Source organism: Arthrobacter crystallopoietes (assembly GCF_017603825.1).
Classification (GTDB): Bacteria; Actinomycetota; Actinomycetes; order Actinomycetales; family Micrococcaceae; genus Crystallibacter; species Crystallibacter crystallopoietes_B.
This window is the reverse complement of sequence record NZ_CP072014.1, coordinates 2,137,134-2,153,807: the sequence shown is the minus strand read 5'-3', so window position 1 is coordinate 2,153,807 and position 16,674 is coordinate 2,137,134. Positions and strand designations below refer to the sequence as shown.

The window sequence follows — 16,674 nt, the reverse complement described above, 5'->3', positions numbered from 1 at the left end:
GGACTTAGCCCTGCTCGGTCTGGACGCCCGCCACCGATGCCTCGGCTTCCGGCACGCTGCCGTCGGAAACGTCTACCTCTGCGTCCCCTTCCGACTGGACGGGGAAGACCACATCCCGCAGATAACGCAGCACCACAATTCCCACCGCTGTTGTTGGTACCGATAGGAAAGCTCCGACGATGCCGAACAGGGTGCCGCCGACCGTTACCGAGGCCAGCACCACGGCCGGGTGGATCTTCAGCTTGGTTCCCACCAGGAACGGCTGCAGCAGGTTGCTCTCCAGTTGCTGAACCACAATCACCACGCCGAGCACGATCAGGGCCGTGACCCAGCCGTGGGAGATCAGGGCGATCAGGGCGGCCAGCAAACCTGTTGCCACCGCTCCGACCACCGGGATGAAGGCCGCAATGAAGATCAGGACGGTCAGCGGCAAGGCGAGCGGAATGCCCAGGATGAACAAGGCGGCGCCGATGAAGACCGCGTCGACCAAAGCGACCGCGGCCTGCGCCGCAATGTAGCCGGACAGGGTTTGCCAGGCCCGTGAGGTCACGGCAGCGGCGTGGACGTAGACCTTGGCATCCGTCCACCGACTGGTCCAGGCGAGGAAACGGTCACCGTCTTTGAGGCAGAAGAACGTGAACACCAGGACCAGCACAAAGATGACGGTGCCCGAAGTGATGGCCCCCAGTCCGGTGGTGATTCCCGAGGCGATATCGCCGGCATGCTCACGGATCTGGTTTATTGCACTATCGACCAGGGAGTTCAGGTCCGCGTTTTCAAGGTTGAACGGCGGCCCGGCCAGGAATTGGGTGATCTGCCCGAGGTTCTCGCGTGCCTTTCCGGCCAGCCCCGCGGTTCCCGAAGCCAGCGACGGAATCACCAGCATGAGGACCCCGGCGATGGCCGCCAGCGCTGCGAGCACTGTGACAAACGCCGCAAGAGCCTTGGGCATGACGCGGCGGGCCAAGCGGTTCACCGGCCACAAGATGCTGGCCAGCAGCAAGGCCAGGATCGTCGGGAAAACCACCGACCACAGCGAACGCACCAGCCACCAGGCCAGTACCAGGCCGATTGCGATGACAACGGCCCGGCCAGTCCATAGAGCCGTGCGATCAACGCCGGCGGTAAAAATCCCCCGTGGTTCCTGCGGATTCACCCCGGATCCGGTGGCGGACTCCACAGCGTCCGGGTCGGCTTTGAGAGTGCTCGACACCCACCGGGCGGTTGATGTCTGGCGCTTCGGAATAAATCGCATGCTTCCTATCCTGCCCCACTTGGGCAACGGATCCGACCGAGACCCCAACGAAGACCTGGACGTGGTTGCGCCCTCCAGGCTTATCGTGTAGGCCATGAACACTTCCCACGAAGAAGTCATCATTCAACTGGTCGACGAAGTGCTGGTGGGCGGGGATCTGGACGCCCTGGAACGGTTCTACGTCCCCCGGATGGTGCCGGTCGCGCGCCGCTGGATCGAACCGTTCCGGGTTTCGTTTCCGGACGTCCGGATGTCTGTAGTGCAGCTGATCTCGGACGGCTCCTCGGTGGCCGCCCGGTTCCGCTGCTCAGGCACCCACCTCGGGACATGGCGGGGCCACGCTCCCACCGGACGTCGCTTCAACAATGTTGATGAAGTGTATTTCTTCACCTTCGAAGACCGCCTGATTGTGCGGGCTTGGGGACTGGAAGACTCGCTGAGAAGGTTCCGGCAGTTGGGCCTTAATCCCTGGGGACCTTAAGTACGACGACGGCCCGCACCTTTCGAACGAAAAGGTGCGGGCCGGCGTCGTACGCTTCAGGCTTTTGGCTGTCCCTGCTCGGTGCCTAGCTCAGCGTGGCCAGAACCTCGTTGAACTTAGCCGAGGGGCGCATGATCTGGGCGGCCTTGGCGTCGTCCGGCTCGTAGTAGCCGCCGATGTCAACCGGCGAGCCCTGCACACCGTTCAGCTCGCCGACGATGGCTTCCTCGTTGGAGGTCAGGGCCTCGGCAACGGCTGCGAAGGACTCCGCCAGCTCAGCATCCTCGGTCTGCTTGGCCAGTTCCTCGGCCCAGTAGCGGGCGAGGAAGTAGTGGCTGCCGCGGTTGTCGAGTTCGCCGACCTTGCGCTTGGGCGACTTGTCCTCCAGCAGGAACGTGCCGGTGGCACGGTCCAGCGTGTCGGCCAGGACCTGGGCACGCTTGTTGCCGGTGGAGTTGGCCAGGTGCTCGAAGCTGACGGCCAGAGCCAGGAACTCGCCGAGGCTGTCCCAGCGCAGGTGGTTTTCCTTCAGCAACTGCTGCACGTGCTTCGGAGCAGATCCGCCGGCGCCGGTTTCGAACAGGCCGCCGCCATTGATCAGCGGAACGATGGAGAGCATCTTCGCGCTGGTGCCGAGTTCGAGGATCGGGAACAGGTCCGTCAGGTAGTCGCGGAGCACGTTGCCGGAGACGGAGATGGTGTCCTCGCCCTTGCGGATGCGCTCCAGGGTGAAGGCGGTGGCCTCTACCGGGGACATGATCTCGATCTGCAGGCCCTCGGTGTCATGGTCCTGCAGGTATTCCTTGACCTTGGCGATCAGGTTGGCGTCGTGGGCGCGGGTTTCATCCAGCCAGAACACGGCCGGCGTGTTGGAGGCGCGGGCACGGTTGACGGCCAGCTTGACCCAGTCGCGGACCGGCACGTCCTTGGTCTGGCAGGCACGCCAAATGTCGCCCGGGGCAACCTGGTGCTCGATCAGCACGGTGCCGGAGCCGTCCACAAGCTGGACGGTGCCGGCGGTCTGGATCTCGAATGTCTTGTCGTGGCTGCCGTATTCCTCGGCGGCCTGGGCCATCAGGCCGACGTTCGGGACGGTGCCCATGGTGGTCGGATCGTACGCGCCGTTGGCACGGCAGTCGTCGATGACAACCTGGTAGATGCCGGCATAGGAGCTGTCCGGGAGCACGGCGAGCGTGTCCGCTTCCTGGCCGTCCGGACCCCACATGTGGCCGGAGGTGCGGATCATGGCCGGCATGGAAGCGTCCACAATCACGTCGCTGGGAACATGCAGGTTGGTGATGCCCTTATCGGAGTCCACCATGGCCAAAGCCGGGCCCTCTTCCAGACCCTTCTTGATGGCAGCCTGGACGCCTTCGCGGACGTCGGCCGGCAGTTCTTCAAGACCGTTGAGGATGGAGGCCAGGCCGTTGTTGGGGCTCAGGCCCGCGGCAGCGAGCTGCTCGCCGTAGGTATCGAACAGTTCGGGGAAGTACGCCTTGACCACATGGCCGAAGATGATGGGGTCCGAGACCTTCATCATGGTGGCCTTCAGGTGAGCGGAGAGGAGCACGCCCTCTTCCTTGGCGCGGGCAACCTGTGCGGCGAGGAACTCGTCGAGTGCGGCGGCGCGCATCACGGTGCCGTCGATGACCTCGCCGGCCAGAACCGGGAAGTCCTTCTTCAGGACGGTGACGGTGCCGTCTGCGGCCACAAGCTGGATCTTGATCGTGTCGTCGGCCGGGATGACCACGGACTTCTCGTTAGAGCGGAAGTCATCGGCGTCCATGGTGGCTACGTTGGTCTTCGAATCCGCCGACCAGGCACCCATGGAGTGCGGGTTCTGCCGGGCGTAGTTCTTCACCGAGAGCGGTGCGCGGCGGTCCGAGTTGCCTTCACGCAGGACCGGGTTCACGGCTGAACCCTTGATCTTGTCGTAGCGGGAGCGGATGTCCGTCTCCTCGTCCGAGGAGGGGTTGTCCGGGTAGTCCGGCAGGGCATAGCCCTTGCCCTGGAGCTCGGCGATGGCGGCCTTCAGCTGCGGAATGGACGCGCTGATGTTCGGCAGCTTGATGATGTTGGCTTCGGGCGTCTTCGCCAGCTCTCCGAGCTCGGCCAGCGCGTTGCCGGTCCGCTGGTCTTCCGTGAGGTAGTCACCGAAGACGGCGATGATGCGGCCAGCCAGCGAGATATCGCGGGTCTCCACCTCCACACCAGCTGTCGAAGCGAAGGCCTCGACAATCGGCAAGAACGAATACGTGGCCAGCATCGGCGCTTCGTCGGTGTGGGTATAGATAATCTTGGCCATTGGTGAGGCGTCTCCCTAAGGTATACGGAACTCTGTAAATCCTGTTGAATTCACCCTCTAACTTACCCGAGGAGGCCGGTTCGATCCCTATCGCAGCCCGATATACGCCTTTTCATGACCGTGCTCCTGCCACGCCCGGCAAGGGCGTCACCCGCGTTCCTCCCGTGTCAGAACCCGCTACCCGGTCCGGATCTCTGGCCCCGGTGCGCCGCATCGCCGTGCTCCAGGTGCGTTTCCCGCATGGCGCCGCCGGGTGCTTCGGCCTCGCGGACCATGGCCTGCTCCTGCGCGGAGCGGGAACGTGGCTTGCTGAACCGCGGCACCAGCCAGAAGGCCAGCGCGGCCGCCACGACAATGATTACGACGGCGAAACCAATCCACACGTTGGACGAGTCGGCGGACTCAACGGCCTGCAGCGGAAGCACGGCAACCCCCTTAAACGCCGTTGCCGGGCACAACGGTTGCTTTGAACCTAGGTGCCCGGCACAGCGCTGGCAAGGGGGTATCCGGCTGAGGTTGCCAGCGGCGGAACCTTTAGTGGAAGAAGTGGCGCGCTCCGGTGAAGTACATGGTGATGCCCGCGGCGTTGGCTGCGGCAACAACTTCCTCGTCACGCACCGAACCACCAGGCTGGACGACGGCGCGGACGCCGGCATCGATCAGGATCTGCAGTCCGTCCGCAAACGGGAAGAACGCATCCGAGGCAGCCACTGCACCGCGGGCACGCTCCGGCGCACCGGCGCTTTCCACGTTGGCGGCTCCCCCGGCGGCGTCAGCACCGCCGTCGACGGCCACGCCCAAAGTGTTGGCGCGCTCCACGGCGAGCTTGCAGGAATCCAGCCGGTTAACCTGGCCCATCCCGATACCCACCGCCGCGCCGTCGTTGGCCAGCAGGATCGCGTTGGACTTGGCGGCGCGGATCGACTTCCAGGCGAAGGCCAGATCGGCCAGCGTCTTCTCATCGGCAACCTCGCCGGCGGCAAGCCTCCAGTTGGCGGGGCTGTCGCCGTCGGCCTCCAAAGTATCGGACACCTGGACCAGCACGCCGCCAGATACCTGGCGGATTTCGGCCGGGTCGCGGCGGTAGCCGTCCGGCAGGGTCAGCAGGCGGATGTTCTTCTTGCGCGAGAGGATTTCCACGGCCTCCGGCTCGAAGTCCGGTGCGATGACCACCTCGGTGAAGATGTCCTTGACTGTGTTGGCCATGCCCGCGGTCACGGCGCGGTTGGCAGCAATTACGCCGCCGAAGGCGGAAACGGGATCGCAGGCATGGGCCTTGGCGTGGGCGTCCGCAATAGGATCGGCGGCGCCGGCCGTGGCCACGGCCACACCGCACGGGTTGGCATGCTTGATGATTGCCACGGCGGGTTCCGCATGATCGAACGCGGCACGCAGGGCAGCGTCGGCGTCGACATAGTTGTTGTAGCTCATGGGCTTGCCGTGCAGCTGGTCGGCCTGGGCAATGCCCGGCGTCGCACCCTTCTCGACGTAGAGGGCAGCGCCCTGGTGCGGATTCTCGCCGTAGCGCAGTACTTCCGAGCGCTCGAGGGCCAGGCCGGCGTACGGCGGCCACTGGTTGGACTCATCCGTATCGTCGCCGAACTGTGCGGCGGTCCAGGACGCCACGGCGTTGTCGTACGCAGCGGTGTGGGCAAAAGCAGCAGCCGCCAGCCGGCGTCGTGCGGTCAGATCAAAGCCGCCTTCGGCTGCGGCAGCCACCACGTCGGCGTACTTGGTGGGGTCGACAACGACGGCGACGCTGGGGTGGTTCTTCGCGGCCGCGCGCACCATGGACGGTCCGCCGATGTCGATCTGCTCGACTACCTCGTCCTGGCCGGCGCCGGACTTCACCGTGTCGACAAACGGGTAAAGATTGACGACGACGAGGTCGAACGCCTCCACCCCGAGCTCCTTGAGCTGCTGGATGTGGTCCTCGCGGCGGCGGTCGGCCAGAATGCCGGCGTGGACCAGCGGATGCAGGGTCTTGACCCGGCCGTCCAGGCACTCCTGGAAGCCGGTGACCTCGGACACCTCTGTTACGGGGATGCCCGCCGCGGAGATCTTCTTGGCCGTGGATCCGGTGGAGACAATGCGTACGCCTGCCTGGTGGAGTCCCTGCGCCAGCTCCTCCAGTCCGGTCTTGTCGTACACCGAGATCAAGGCCCGGCGGATGGGAACACGGTCAAGCTGCTTTAAGCTCACGCAAATCTCCAAGGATGCAAAGTATGGGGGATGGCATCAGTTTAGTTCACGGCTGCCTTGCGCGGAGACTATGAAGTGGCGCGGGCAGGCCACTCCCCCGCGGCCATCATTCCGGACATGGAAATTAAATGCGCCGAGCCCTGGCGGATGGAGAACATCCGGGGCTCGGCGAGTTCGTTGAACCGACTTCCGGCTGGCTCAGCCGGCGCTAGCTGCGCTCTGAGCCGAGGCCGGGCTTACTGAAGAGACCGGGCTTGGCGCCGACGCTGGAGTAGCCGGAGACTGCGCCGCCTCCGCGGGCGAAACTGCCCGCTCCACGACAGGCGCGGTTGCCGAAGCTTGGGCCTGTGCGGTGATGCTGCTGCCGAGGTCCATTAGACTGGGCACGCTATCGGCAACTGCTGCCCCCATGCCGAGTGCCATCACTCCGAGTGAGCCTGTTGCAATCCAGATGTTCCGCTTGTTCACGATGTGGCCTTTCGATGCGAGCCCGGTGTTTGCTGGTAGCAACATTGCGCCTGGAACGTGAGAAAAACAGGAGAACCCGATGAGAGAGTTCTCATTTTGATGGTTCGGCTCACGCGGCGCACCTCGAGACCGGGCGCAGTAGAGTTTTTATAGGTGTATCAAGGGAAGGCGTCATGACCGAAACCCAGAGGATTCCCACGGGCGACCACATCGTGCAGGAACTCCCCTGGCGCTGGCGGGTGCAGGGGAAGATCTTCATCATCGGCGGCCTAGGGTTCATGTTCGACGCGTGGGACGTCACCCTCAACGGCGTGCTGATCCCCCTGCTGTCCGACCATTGGAGCCTCGAACCGTCACAGGCAGCATGGATCGGAACCGCCAACCTCATCGGCATGGCAGTCGGAGCGTTCGTCTGGGGCACCATCGCGGACATCATCGGACGGAAGAAGGCCTTCACAGCGACGCTGCTGGTCTTTTCCATCTTCACGGTCTTTGGCGCCTTCGCCCCAGACATCGTCTGGTTCTGCATCTTCCGCTTCATCGCAGGCTTCGGCCTCGGTGGCTGCGTGCCCGTGGACTACGCCCTTGTCGGGGAGTTCACGCCGCGGAAACTACGAGGGCGCGTCCTCACCGCGATGGACGGCTGGTGGCCCCTCGGCGCAGCCCTGTGCGGTTTCGTCTCCGCCGGCATCATGGCCACCTTCGCGGACTGGCGCTACACCATGCTGATCATGGTGCTCCCGGCGCTTCTGGTCTTCTGGATCCGCCGATCCGTCCCGGAATCTCCCCTGTTCCTGATCAGCAAGGGCCGCGGCGAAGAAGCAGCCCACGTCATCAACGATCTGGTCAGACGCACCGGCGGCACACCCACCGAATGGCGGCTGCCCGAGCCCGAAGCCGTTCCGAAGCTTACCGTCGGCAACATCTTTGAACAGTTCCCGGCCATCTGGAAACACAACTGGAAAATAACGACGGCGGCGTGGGCCTTATTCTTCAGCATCCTGTTGGTCTACTACTTGGCCCTGACCTGGATGCCACGCATCCTGATCGAGTCCGGCTTCGCTGAAATCCGCGCCTTCATCACCACCGCCGGCATGGCAGGCGTTGGTCTGCTGGGCGTCATCGTCGCCGCGTTTTTCGTGGAAAAGACGGGCCGGAAGTGGATCCTCGCGGTTACCGGACCGCTGTCTGCTCTGATCCTGGTGACTGTGGCGCTGGTGATTGAGGTGCCCGCGGCAGTGATCACCTGGCTGCTGGTCTACGGCTTCGTCGTCCAGATCGCCATCCCGGTGCTCTACGCGTACGTCTCCGAGCTCTATCCGACGGAACTGCGGGGCTCCGGTTTCGGCTGGGCCTCAACGTTCTCCCGCATCGGCGCCGGCTTCGGACCGCTGATCTTCGTCTCGATCATGTGGCCTTACCTCGGCCTCGCCTGGTCCTTCGCCATCGCCGGCGGCCTAGTGCTGATCGCCGTGCTCTGGATGGCCCGGTTCTCCCCCGAGACCAAAGGCGCAGAGCTGCATTAAGCTCTCACGGCCGGCCGCGGCCTGCCTCTGTCAGGGCGGACGTCCTATTCTGGTCCAACGATCAACAGCCAGCCCCGTTTGGATTCTCGAGACAATTATCCGCAAAGTTGTTCACAACTGAGCGCCATACACTGACACTGACGGACGGACTCATAACATTGGCTTCGCCGGCGATGCCAATCCAGTCTGTGCCGTTAAAAGAGTACTCACCCCGGTACGTCGTCGTCAGTGAGATTTGAACGTCCCCTGTCCTGACGAATCTATGGCTTGTCGCAGTTGCCTCCCCAATCCGGTCAGTTGCAAGCGGACCTCCCGGATCGTCTGTCGGGCCCAGAATGGTTCCATCTCCATAATCCCATGTATACGATGTCGGGATGGCTCGAACAGCGACATCATGCCCGTCAACTACCTCATCGAAACGTTGGGGATTGGGATCCGCAAAGACGTTCGTTTCGGCACCGATCAGCGTGTGTGGTACAGGTTCGACTCCTAAATGAGACGGTGCGATAGGTAGACGACGAAAGAACTCGACAGTAATCGTGGGCAAGGGATCTTCATCCGCTTCTTCCGCGGTGTCGATCGGCCGATCTGGATACTGACAAATGGTCTCGTTCGTATCCCTCCATTGAGGGGGATCTTGGCCTGCTGGGGCTTGAAGGATTCTCATAAGTGTGCCGTTTACGCCGACCGAGCATTGGTCATTGATAGTCACACAAGTAATGGAAATGTTGTTGAAGTCTGCAATGCACACGGGCTCGTACTTTCTCTGCGGCTTTGGCTCATAACCGCCCATAAGCCTGGAGGGCTTTCTGCCGGAGCCAGCCGGCTTCTGCTGAGATTCACTGCTCGTTTCTCGCTCCCCGCTGATCACAAAATCGTTGTCGGTGACGTCCGTGATGAAATCCGGCATCTCATTCTTCCGGGACTGCTGCGAATCTATCGGCAGGGTAGGCCCGAACCCCAGCAATCCGACGATCGCTAGCGCTAAAACTCGCCCTGGGATTCCTAGCACTACGACGCGTCCTTGGGGCGCTCAAAATCCAGCATCTTCCATTGGCCATCCGCGTACTCAATAGTCGCTACCCAAAGAAGTGGTTCAGAAAATCCTTTTGCAGTTCCCAGCAACTCACCGCTTTCGTAGTAGTCGAGGGGTTGCTGTGTCAGGAAAACTATTGGCGCGTAGTCACCATCAATTGTCTCAATGAATCGATCTTCAATCTCAACGACGTCGAGTCGGCCACCTACAATCCATCTATTGTTTGCGTTTCCCTCAACTACGGATTTGGTAAACTCGCCGCAGATCAGACAATCGGGGCCGGTGCTTTTCTGCAGTGGAGCCAGATCTCCTGTTTCGTATGCATATGACAACGTCTCGAACCAATAAGGAATGAAAGCTTCAAGACCCTGCTGTGATTTTAATTTCGCTTCGCTGGGCATATCCGGGAGTGGAACATTCTCTGCAGGACCGTCAGCCGAAGCTGGCTTGTATTCGGGAGTGGCACTCGGGGTAGGCGTCGGCGTTGCAGCTTCAGAAGCAACAGCCGAAGTTGCGGGCGAGGCAGAACTGCCGGGCTCGCCCTCGGCGTCGCCGCCGCAGGCCGTGAGGCCGAGAGCGGCCACAGTCAGCAGGGCAAACACCGAGGATCGGGCACGCGTGGAAGTAGCGAATTTGGTCCTGCGGTTCACCGAGACCCCTATGCACTGGTCGGGTTTCTAACGGATGCGTTCGAGCCAGTGTAATCACACGTTTAACTGGGCAGGAAGGTTATCCACAGGAAACCGGGCGCGGGGAGCGCAATAAGTCGTGGAGACAGCAGCGCAAACGCAGCCGCATCATCGCCACCAGAAAAGCTAGCCGGTGCGTGTGCTGAGGTCCGCCAGCGTCTGCACCAGGAGCTTGCGCTCCTCCACCTTGATGCGCTCGTGCAAAACTTCCTCGGTGTCTTCCTCACGAACGGGCACTGCCGCCTGCGCGAGAATCGGCCCCGTATCCACGCCGGAATCGACAATGTGCACGGTGACGCCGGTGATCTTCACGCCGTGAGCCAGTGCGTCCCGCACCCCGTGGGCACCTGGGAACGAAGGCAGCAGCGCGGGATGGGTATTGACCATGCGACCCTCGAAGGCCTCGACGAATTCAGCGTCCAGGATGCGCATGAAACCGGCGAGCAGCACAACATCCGGGGCATAGGATGCGACGGCGGCCTGCAGCGCGCGGTTCCATTCCGGCCGGCTGCCGAAGTCAGCCGGCGCCACCACGAACGTCTCGATACCGGCGCCCTCCGCCCGCTCGAGCCCCAGGCAGCCAGGAACATCGGAACCCACGGCGACGATATCGGCGTCAAGCTCCCCTGTTTTCACCGCTTCGATGACTGCCTGAAGGTTGGTGCCGGAGCCGGAGACGAGTACCACGATGCGCATGCGTCAACTTTATGCTCCCGGCTCGCCTAGGCTTAAACCCATGGAACATGACACACGGCCGCGGCCCAGCGAGGAACAAACAAAAAACGCCAGTCTCTATCTGCGGGTTCTGCTGTTGCTGGTGCTGGCCACGTTCCTGGCGGCGGCTCTGCCGCTGCCCTGGAAGATTGCCGCGCTCGTCCTGGCCGTCGCTACCGTGGTGGTTTCGATCGTTGGCCTGGTGAAGTCAGTCCGGCACGGCCTGCCGGGGACGCTGCGGATCACGTTTATTTTCGGCATCATCGTCGGTGGTTTTTTCGCGCTGACCGCCCTGGCCCAAATGGTCTTCTGGCCGCTCACGGCCCAGTACGAGGAGTGCACGCGCCTGGCTGTCACGCAGAGCGCCCAGGAGCAGTGCACCAACGAGTACTCGGAAAAGCTGCTCGACTACAACAACCTGTTCAACCCGCAGAGCTGACGGATCCGCCGTCGTTATGACGGCAGCCATGCGTCGCCGTCGCTGCGTCAACTAGTCTTTCTTGCCGCGGCTCCCCGCCGTCGTTGTTGCAGCGCGGCGCGGTTCGCGCTCCAGCCAGGGGCCTACGGCGTAACCAATAACGACGCCGGCAGCGACTTCCAGCGCGATCCAGAGTGCCGTCCACAGCGGGTCCGGTCCCAGCTCAACAAAGCGGCCGATGCCCAGCGAACCGCGGGACAGCCAGGCCAGGCCGGCAGTGCCGGCCCCGGCGGCGGCGCCTATCAGCAGGCCAAGCACCACGGTGGAGGCAGCGGCCGTAAACCAGCGGGTCTGGACCTTGATGGACAGCCATTCGTCAAAGTGGTTTTCACCCTCGCGCAGGAACCACCAGCCGGCCAGCACACCGGCAACCACAGGCAGCAGCAGGGCGGCCATGCCGTAAGTCAGTTCACCGGTCGGCAGGGCGCCGAGCAGCGGGAACGCTGGCAGCGGGCCCACCGTGGTGGCGAGCGGGCTGATTGAGCTGCCGGTGCCGACGGCGAACCCGGCACCGGATGACCATGCCAGTGTCCAGCCAACGAAGTTCGGCAGCAGACCCAGCTGCGCGACAGTGAGCACGATGCCACCGACCACGCCGGTGTTCAGCTCCTGGTAGATCTCGATGATGTCCGCCCAGTGCAGGGCAATGTCCACGGCCAGCAGCAGGGCCGCCAGGCAGACCGCGGCGGTGACGGCCAGCAGGCCCGCCCGGATGACGGACCAGACGTAGGAGCCGGCCCAGCGAGAGTGTTGGCTGGTCTTCGCCACCCAGGCCGCCGCGTCGACGCCGATCAGCCGGCCCCATGATCCGGCCGCGCGGTACGCTCCGATGATCAGGCCGGCCCCGGCCGGGATCAGCGGTATCAGGGCGCCGGCCACCATGGAAATTTCCACTTCCTCGGTCTGCACCAGATAAGCGGTGGCACCGCCGACAAAGGCATACACGCCGAGTGCGCCGAGCAGGGCCTGCCAGAGCTGGTCGGTATATGCGGCGCGCGCCAGACGTCGTCCCGCCCGCCAGGACAGGAAAAAGGGCAGCAGCGTCAGCCCCAGCGGAACAAGGGACAGCGTCCCCCGTTCCATGTCCGCGGACGTGGTACCCATTAGGATTTCCAGTTGCAGCGGCACGCCATGGATCAGCAGCCAGGCCTGTCCGCCAAGCCTGGCCAGCGAATCGAAGCTGCGGTCTTCAAACCCGTCCGCGAACCACACTCCAACGAGCGGCAGCAACACGACGATCGCCGAGAGCAGCGCGCTCTGGAAAAGTTCGAAACCACCTTGCAGCCAGAGAGGCATGGGCAGTCCGCTTTGCCCGCCCGGGCGCCATTTGAGTTTCATTGTCTCCATGGTGCCAGTTGACAGGCCACCGTCCGGACAGCGACGCGGCGGAGCAGCCAAAAGCGGCGGCCCTAACAGTTCCGCCGCCCGCAGCCAGCGCAACACTAAGGCTGAAGCACAACCTTAATGCAGCCGTCCTCCTTCTTTTGGAACATCTCGTACATGGCCGGCGCCTCGTCCAGGGAGACGCGGTGGGTAACCAGATCGGACAAAGCCAGCGGGTCGGTGTCGTCGTCCACCAAGGGCAGCAGGTCGGTGATCCAATGCTTGACGTTGCACTGGCCCATCCGCAACTGGAGCTGCTTGTCGAACATCTTCAGCATCGGCATCGGATCCGCTTCTCCGCCATAGACTCCGGAGAGCGAGACGGTACCGCCGCGCCGAACCGAATCAATCGCCGCGTGCAGGGCGGCAAGCCGGTCCACCCCCGCCGTCGTCATGGCCAGCTTGGCCACGGGGTGCGGCAGGACCCCGACGGCGGCCTGAGCGGCGGCTGCCACCGGCGAACCGTGCGATTCCATCCCGACCGCGTCGACCACCGAATCCGGCCCGCGTCCGCCGGTCATGTCGCGCAGGTCATCGGGACAGGTCCGGGTCCAGTCCAGCGTGGCGATGCCGTGCCGCTCGGCCATCTGGCGGCGCTCGGGAATGCGTTCGACGGCGATGACGCGGTAGCCCAGGTGTTTGCCGATCCGGCTGGCCAGCTGCCCAATGGGGCCAAGCCCAAAGACGGCCAGCGTGCCGCCGCCGGGGACATTGGCATAATCCACGGCCTGCCAGGCGGTGGGCAGGATGTCGGAAAGGAACAGGTAGCGCTCGTCCGGAATGCTGGTGTTAGCCACCTTGATGGGACCGTAGTCCGCGTGCGGCACCCGCAGGTACTCGGCCTGGCCGCCCGGCACGGAGCCGTAGAGTTCGGTGTAGCCGAACATCGCCGCGCCGGACCCTTTCTCCCTGACCTGGGTGGTCTCGCACTGCGACTGCAGGCCGAGGCCGCACATGAAGCAGTTCCCGCAGGCGATGTTGAACGGAATGACCACCTTGTCGCCGGGCTTGATGTTGGTGACGGCGCTGCCGACTTCCTCCACAATGCCCATGGGCTCGTGGCCGAGGATGTCGCCCTTGTTCATGAACGGGCCCAGCACCTCGTACAGGTGCAGGTCCGAGCCGCAGATGGCGGTGGAGGTGATGCGGATGATGGCATCCGTGGGGTCCTGGATGGCCGGATCCGGGACCTCCTCGACGGACACTTGACGTTTGCCTTGCCAGGTCAGAGCTTTCATGTCTGGAACTCCTGTCAATGATTCGCGTGCCGGGCCGCGTGATTTCTCGACGGCGGGAACCTTTTCAACGCTACGCGCCGGTTCTGGTTCGGGCCAGAGGTTGACAGGCCCGCGGCGGCATAACGCGTCAACGTACGACGGCGGCACGTACCTCAGGGGGCAACGGCACCTTCCCTTTCGGCCGGCTCTCCGGCGGCGGGCAGGATGTTCTGGTTCCCGCGGAAGACGTTGTCCGGATCGAAGTCCCGTTTGATCCGGGCGAGCCTGGCGTAGTTCTCAGGCCCGAAGGCCGCCATGATCCGTTCCTGCCCCTCGTGGCCGATGAAGTTCAGATACACGCCGCCGCTGGCATAGGGAGCAATGTCGCGACGGAAGCCCTTGGCCCAGCCGATCGCGTCAGCGGTCTGCGCCGGGTCCTGCCACACGGCGAAGGGGTGGGTGATCCACTGGGCAGTGCGCCGGGCCATCGGTGTGGAGTCCGGGTCAACCCTGCCGGCCCGGCCGCCCCATGGTGCCAGCAGCATCTGTGAGGATTCATGCGGCAGCGCTTCCCCGAACCGGAGGAAGACATCCAGTGCTGCGTCCGGAAACTCGTCATGGTAGTCCGCCGTCCAGTAGTTCAACTGCCCCGGAGCGTCATCGAGCATGCACTGGAAATCCGCGTACGGGCGGGGCTCGACAATATCGGCCGCGGGCTGCAGCGACATGAGCGGCCGGACCGCTTCCCTGCCCTCGTCCGGGTCGCCCGCATAGACCACCACGAGGCCCAGGGCCGGGTGGCCCTGCAGTTCGGCCGGTACGAACTCCTCCGGCGGAGCGATCACCGACAGCAGGCAAGAGCCCAGGGCCTCTGGCGAGCCAGGCGCGAAGTCCCGGTAGGCGCACGCCACGTCCCGGGCCTGTCCGGCCGGCCACAGCAGCAGGCCGCACAGAACCTGCTCGCCGACGTCGTACATTTTGAAAGTAAAGGAGGTGGCTACGCCGAAATTCCCGCCGCCGCCGTGCAGCGCCCAGAACAGCTCCGGGTTCTCATCGGCGCTGGCCGTCACTTCCTCGCCTGCCGCAGTCACCAGATCCACGGAGATCAGGTTGTCGCAGGCCAACCCCCAGCCACGGTCCATCCAGCCGGATCCGCCGCCGAGGGTGAAACCGGAAACGCCGGTCGTCGAGACCCTGCCGCCGGTGACCGCGAGGCCATAGGGCTGCCCGGCGCGGTCGAATTCTCCCCAGGTCGCGCCGCCGGCAACGGTTGCGGTGCGGGCCTGAGGGTCCACGGTGATGTCCTTCAGCCCGCGCACGTCGATGACCAGTCCGCCGTCGTTCATGGACATGCCGGCAACGGAGTGGCCGCCGGATCTAACGGCGACCTCGAGGCCGTGCTGCCGCCCGTATAACAGCGCTTCGCGGATGTCGGCCGCGCTCGAACATAGGGCGATCACGGCTGGCCGCCGGTCGATCATCGCGTTGAAAAGTGTGCGCGCTTCGTCGTAGCCGGCGTCTTCCGGCCGGATCCATTCCATGGTCTGCTCCTTCGCACCATGGGCCACCCGAGACAGATGTTACGCCGGGCAGCGACGGGCAACCAGCACCAAAATTGAGCGGGGGCACGGGACAATCCGGCACTTTCCTCGCCGGAAAAGGTAAATCCGCTCTTCGGGAAAGGCTGTTTCCGGCAATCAATCTTGATGGAATTTCCGGAATGCGGCCGTTAAATGGAAGCGGGCGGCTGGTTCAAAAAGAACCAGCCGCCCGGAAAGGCGGAATATTCCGGGAAATCAACACGGCAAGAATGCCGCGGACTGCCTCCGGATTTCCGCCAGCCTAGGTTTCTTTATCCAGCCCTACCTTAGGCGCCCTTGCGGCGCTTGGGAATGAGCTCCTCCTCAGCCGCGGACTTCGAACGCTTCTCGGCGCGCTTTTCCTTGATAGATTTACCCTGTTTCTTGGTGTTAGACCCCTGCGGGGACTTTCCTGCCATTCCAGCTCCTTTTTCAAGGCGAAATACAACGGTATGAGAGACCATACCTGCTTTAAAATAAAAAGCCAGTACGGGCACGAAACAGCCGGAAAAGGGGCGCGACGGGAACAACGGCACCGTTTTAACCGTTGAAGTCCAGCTTTAGCCGTTAAGGTCCAGCAGTCCCTTGATCAGCGCAGCGAGCGCGCCCACGAACGCCATGATGATGACGGCCACCCGCGCGTGGTCGTCCTTGATGTGCCTCAGCAGCTTCTCCCCCGTGAAGATCCCGACGACGATCATGACCGCCAGCGCTGCCCACATCCACCAGTCCAGTTGCGGCAGGTGGGAGGGATTGAGCCAGGTCCTGACGCCAACGGTGATCAAGCAGATGACCAGGAAGTAGGGCTGCAGCGTGCCGGCGAACTCCCGCTGCGGCCAGCGGGCCAGCACCGCGTAGGCGCTGACGGTGGGGCCGCCCACCCCGGCCAGCGAGTTGGTTAGTCCTGACCCCAGCCCCGCCAGCGCCTTCGGCGGGTTGCCGCTCACCGTCACGGAAGCGCGGTGGAGCATCACGGACAGGCCGAGGGCGAAGATGACGACGGCGCCGACTGTCACGACAAGCGGCGCGGACGGGACGTTGACCGCAATGAAGGAGCCGCCGATGGTCCCAAGTGTGGCCGGGATGGTAAGCCACCAGAACATGTTCCAGTTGATGTCCGCCCAGACCCGCGGCACGATCAGGCCGCACGAGACCACCGAACAGATATTGATCATCATGATCCCCGTGTGCGCGCCGAGCAGCATCACCAGGATGGGCGAGAGCAGCAACGCGAAGCCCACCCCGGCAATCCGCTGGGCTACCGAGCCGAGGAAAATCGCCACCAGAATCACGCTCAGAAGTCCAAGAGTCACCCGACTACCCTAGCCGCCTCCCGCCGC

At 63.7% G+C, this 16,674-nt stretch carries 15 protein-coding genes; 3 read left to right on the top strand and 12 right to left on the bottom strand.

Annotated elements, in window-relative coordinates; translation table 11 throughout:
* Positions 1-4: 4 nt before the first annotated feature.
* Complete coding sequence (locus J5251_RS09980; protein WP_208575975.1) at positions 5-1,255, bottom strand: AI-2E family transporter; 1,251 nt, start codon at positions 1,253-1,255, stop codon at positions 5-7.
* Positions 1,256-1,349: 94 nt separating this feature from the next.
* Between J5251_RS09980 and J5251_RS09975 the strand changes: the two genes are divergently transcribed.
* Complete coding sequence (locus J5251_RS09975) at positions 1,350-1,736, top strand: ester cyclase (RefSeq protein WP_208575974.1); 387 nt, start codon at positions 1,350-1,352, stop codon at positions 1,734-1,736.
* An 85-nt stretch (positions 1,737-1,821) separates the two neighbouring features.
* Here J5251_RS09975 and J5251_RS09970 read toward each other — a convergent pair whose 3' ends face one another.
* From J5251_RS09970 to purH, 3 genes are all read right to left on the bottom strand, one after another.
* Positions 1,822-4,041, bottom strand: coding sequence for an NADP-dependent isocitrate dehydrogenase (locus J5251_RS09970; protein WP_208575973.1), 2,220 nt, complete (start codon positions 4,039-4,041; stop codon positions 1,822-1,824).
* 167 nt (positions 4,042-4,208) lie between these two features.
* Entirely contained in the window at positions 4,209-4,466 is a 258-nt protein-coding gene (locus tag J5251_RS09965) for a hypothetical protein (protein WP_139006858.1), read from the bottom strand.
* 109 nt (positions 4,467-4,575) lie between these two features.
* Positions 4,576-6,243, bottom strand: coding sequence for a bifunctional phosphoribosylaminoimidazolecarboxamide formyltransferase/IMP cyclohydrolase (purH, locus tag J5251_RS09960; protein WP_208575972.1), 1,668 nt, complete (start codon positions 6,241-6,243; stop codon positions 4,576-4,578).
* Positions 6,244-6,884: 641 nt separating this feature from the next.
* On the opposite strand from purH, the gene J5251_RS09955 reads away from it, so the two are divergent.
* The gene (locus tag J5251_RS09955) at positions 6,885-8,237 is read left to right on the top strand and encodes an MFS transporter (RefSeq protein WP_139007287.1); all 1,353 of its coding nucleotides are present in this window, start codon (positions 6,885-6,887) and stop codon (positions 8,235-8,237) included.
* A gap of 61 nt (positions 8,238-8,298) precedes the next feature.
* Here the strand turns inward: J5251_RS09955 and J5251_RS20345 are convergent, their stop codons facing one another.
* The 3 genes from J5251_RS20345 to purN form a co-directional block, all read right to left on the bottom strand.
* Positions 8,299-9,147 carry a hypothetical protein gene (locus J5251_RS20345; protein WP_244250893.1) on the bottom strand — a complete coding sequence of 283 codons (849 nt, stop codon included), beginning with the start codon at positions 9,145-9,147 and terminating at the stop codon, positions 8,299-8,301.
* Positions 9,148-9,248: 101 nt separating this feature from the next.
* On the bottom strand, positions 9,249-9,857 hold the full coding sequence (locus J5251_RS09945; RefSeq protein ID WP_208575971.1) for a DUF6318 family protein: 609 nt from the start codon (positions 9,855-9,857) through the stop codon (positions 9,249-9,251).
* 231 nt (positions 9,858-10,088) lie between these two features.
* The gene (gene purN, locus J5251_RS09940; protein WP_208575970.1) at positions 10,089-10,658 is read right to left on the bottom strand and encodes a phosphoribosylglycinamide formyltransferase; all 570 of its coding nucleotides are present in this window, start codon (positions 10,656-10,658) and stop codon (positions 10,089-10,091) included.
* 40 nt (positions 10,659-10,698) lie between these two features.
* On the opposite strand from purN, the gene J5251_RS09935 reads away from it, so the two are divergent.
* Entirely contained in the window at positions 10,699-11,115 is a 417-nt protein-coding gene (locus tag J5251_RS09935; protein WP_139007283.1) for a hypothetical protein, read from the top strand.
* 51 nt (positions 11,116-11,166) lie between these two features.
* On the opposite strand, the gene J5251_RS09930 is transcribed toward J5251_RS09935, so the two are convergent.
* The 5 genes from J5251_RS09930 to J5251_RS09915 form a co-directional block, all read right to left on the bottom strand.
* Positions 11,167-12,492 carry a cell division protein PerM gene (locus tag J5251_RS09930; RefSeq protein ID WP_139007291.1) on the bottom strand — a complete coding sequence of 442 codons (1,326 nt, stop codon included), beginning with the start codon at positions 12,490-12,492 and terminating at the stop codon, positions 11,167-11,169.
* A 104-nt stretch (positions 12,493-12,596) separates the two neighbouring features.
* On the bottom strand, positions 12,597-13,775 hold the full coding sequence (locus J5251_RS09925; RefSeq protein WP_139007282.1) for a zinc-dependent alcohol dehydrogenase: 1,179 nt from the start codon (positions 13,773-13,775) through the stop codon (positions 12,597-12,599).
* A gap of 152 nt (positions 13,776-13,927) precedes the next feature.
* Positions 13,928-15,295 carry an FAD-binding oxidoreductase gene (locus tag J5251_RS09920; RefSeq protein WP_208575969.1) on the bottom strand — a complete coding sequence of 456 codons (1,368 nt, stop codon included), beginning with the start codon at positions 15,293-15,295 and terminating at the stop codon, positions 13,928-13,930.
* A 326-nt stretch (positions 15,296-15,621) separates the two neighbouring features.
* Positions 15,622-15,753: a hypothetical protein gene (locus J5251_RS20485; RefSeq protein WP_276608416.1), complete on the bottom strand. Its 132-nt coding sequence runs from the start codon at positions 15,751-15,753 to the stop codon at positions 15,622-15,624.
* Positions 15,754-15,894: 141 nt separating this feature from the next.
* Positions 15,895-16,647 carry a sulfite exporter TauE/SafE family protein gene (locus tag J5251_RS09915; RefSeq protein ID WP_208575968.1) on the bottom strand — a complete coding sequence of 251 codons (753 nt, stop codon included), beginning with the start codon at positions 16,645-16,647 and terminating at the stop codon, positions 15,895-15,897.
* Positions 16,648-16,674: the final 27 nt, after the last annotated feature.